3 protein-coding genes are annotated in these 1,717 nt (G+C 30.5%); all 3 read right to left on the bottom strand.

Features of this window, described 5'->3' with window-relative positions; all coding sequences use genetic code 11:
* Positions 1–278: 278 nt before the first annotated feature.
* The 3 genes from I2494_RS20480 to I2494_RS20470 are packed head-to-tail and all read right to left on the bottom strand — an operon-like array spanning position 279 to position 1,269.
* Positions 279–722, bottom strand: a complete 444-nt coding sequence (locus tag I2494_RS20480; protein ID WP_218468820.1) for a hypothetical protein — start codon at positions 720–722, stop codon at positions 279–281.
* 16 nt (positions 723–738) lie between these two features.
* Entirely contained in the window at positions 739–1,017 is a 279-nt protein-coding gene (locus I2494_RS20475; RefSeq protein WP_218468821.1) for a hypothetical protein, read from the bottom strand.
* Positions 1,018–1,020: 3 nt separating this feature from the next.
* Entirely contained in the window at positions 1,021–1,269 is a 249-nt protein-coding gene (locus I2494_RS20470) for a hypothetical protein (protein WP_218468822.1), read from the bottom strand.
* Positions 1,270–1,717 lie beyond the last annotated feature (448 nt).

The raw sequence follows: 1,717 nt of genomic DNA, 5'->3' as shown, positions 1-1,717 counted from the left end.
TCAGAGAAGAGATAATCTTATGGCTCCATATAGATAACACAATAGTTTGAGCCATAATATTATAGTTAGAATTGAAACATAATTGACACCATGTTCCAAAAGAATTTTTAATATTTTATCATGAAAATCTGTTTTTTCAAAGAAATATTTTATATTGTTTTTTATTTAAAATAAATTAATACAACTCATTCTAAGCTATTTTAATATAAACCCATGCATTGACATAGGTTTATATTTTAAATTGATTGTAATGAATTACAGATAGAATTTAAGCGGGGTTATAGCTTATTCAGTTGAAATAATTCTTTATTAGTACTGTTGTCTGAATATATTTCTGTAATTTCTAATGTCTTACCATTTATTGTGAAATTTACCAAGCTATCAACAGTTCCTTTACCTAGCCATCTATCTGATTCATAGCCTTCTTCAGTCCAGATAATATTGTTCCCAGATAATTTACATTTAAATTTCCAAAGCTTTTTATCATCTGGCCTTACATATGAAAGATGATAGATATCATCAGAAGAATTCTTAACTTTGATAATATTGGTTGGTTTTCCAAATATTGTTGATATTGCTGCTTTACATACTTGCTGCTGTGTAAATGGCTTTGTTATAGCTGGCTGTTCATTGACGTTTGGCGATGGATGATTTGCAAAACTATAGCTGCTTGTAGTGATAAAAATAAGCCCTGTAACTGATGTAAATAATAGTTTTTTCATGATGAACAATTTCCTTTTAATCATTAAGAGTAACTATGTAAGTTCCACCTTTATCTTCAATATCATAGGTATATTTCCAGCCATTACAGACGACTCTGTAATCTCCATTGTATCTTTGAATAAGAGCATCAATCTTCTTGCAAGAATAGCCACTGGCTATGATAAGCGCTTTTGTAGCATTCTCCATATCTTTAGAGACTTCAATATTGGTTTGTTCTATTTCAGCCTGAACAAATTGTGATGTTAAAACCAAGCTTGTAGCAGCCAAAGTAAACATCAAAGGCAAATATTTCATGTATTATTCCTTCTCTCCATTAAAAATCTTCAATCTTTCTCTAAGCAGATTGTTATCAACTTCAAGGTACAAGAAGCTAATTTTGTTATGCTCATTTTGTGTATAGAACTCCCTGAGGACTTCAACGAGCTCTTTAGCCTCTTCGAGTGAGTTTGTGACAGCAAGAAGCTTTAGATCGAAATCCTGTATGTATCTAACCTTTTCAATTACAACAAATTGTTTTTCCATGAGACCAATTATTCCTTCTTGCATAAGTTGAAATCTCTTTCTGCAAGATTACATAAATTGATCTGTTTTATCTATCAATAATTAATTTATGATCGTTTATATCGATCAATTCTATCAATAGTTGGTTAATCGATCGGTAAAAGCGATCACTCAAGTTACAGATAGATAAGTGTTCTTTGATATTTGAGAAAGATAACAATTTTAATAAAGCCCATAAATTTTATATGGTTAACAAGCTTCCTCTTGCTCAGTAAGAACATAAACAGAGATTGTTTTACTGAAATTATTAAATAAGAAATTTATCAAGGAGAGTGTTCAGGATTGTTTTCATAGCGTTGCTTATCAGATAGTTAATAAGCATTAGCTAGACATCATCAAAAGTAGTGGTACAATTCCTGTGTTTCATTAATAATATAACCATTTGATTAACATACATAAAAATGTAGTTACTTGTGCTGGCAGGGCCCCCACC

This window comes from Limnobaculum allomyrinae, assembly GCF_016649425.1.
Classification (GTDB): domain Bacteria; phylum Pseudomonadota; class Gammaproteobacteria; order Enterobacterales; family Enterobacteriaceae; genus Limnobaculum; species Limnobaculum allomyrinae.
Note: the sequence above shows the minus strand (reverse complement) of the source record. Positions and strands in the feature narration are given on the sequence as shown.

Excerpts from the sequence above, each read along its gene's own strand:
- I2494_RS20480 (WP_218468820.1), bottom strand. The coding sequence starts at position 722 with ATGAAAAAACTATTATTTACATCAGTTACAGGGCTTATTTTTATCACT.
- I2494_RS20475 (WP_218468821.1), bottom strand. The coding sequence starts at position 1,017 with ATGAAATATTTGCCTTTGATGTTTACTTTGGCTGCTACAAGCTTGGTT.
- I2494_RS20470 (WP_218468822.1), bottom strand. The coding sequence starts at position 1,269 with ATGCAAGAAGGAATAATTGGTCTCATGGAAAAACAATTTGTTGTAATT.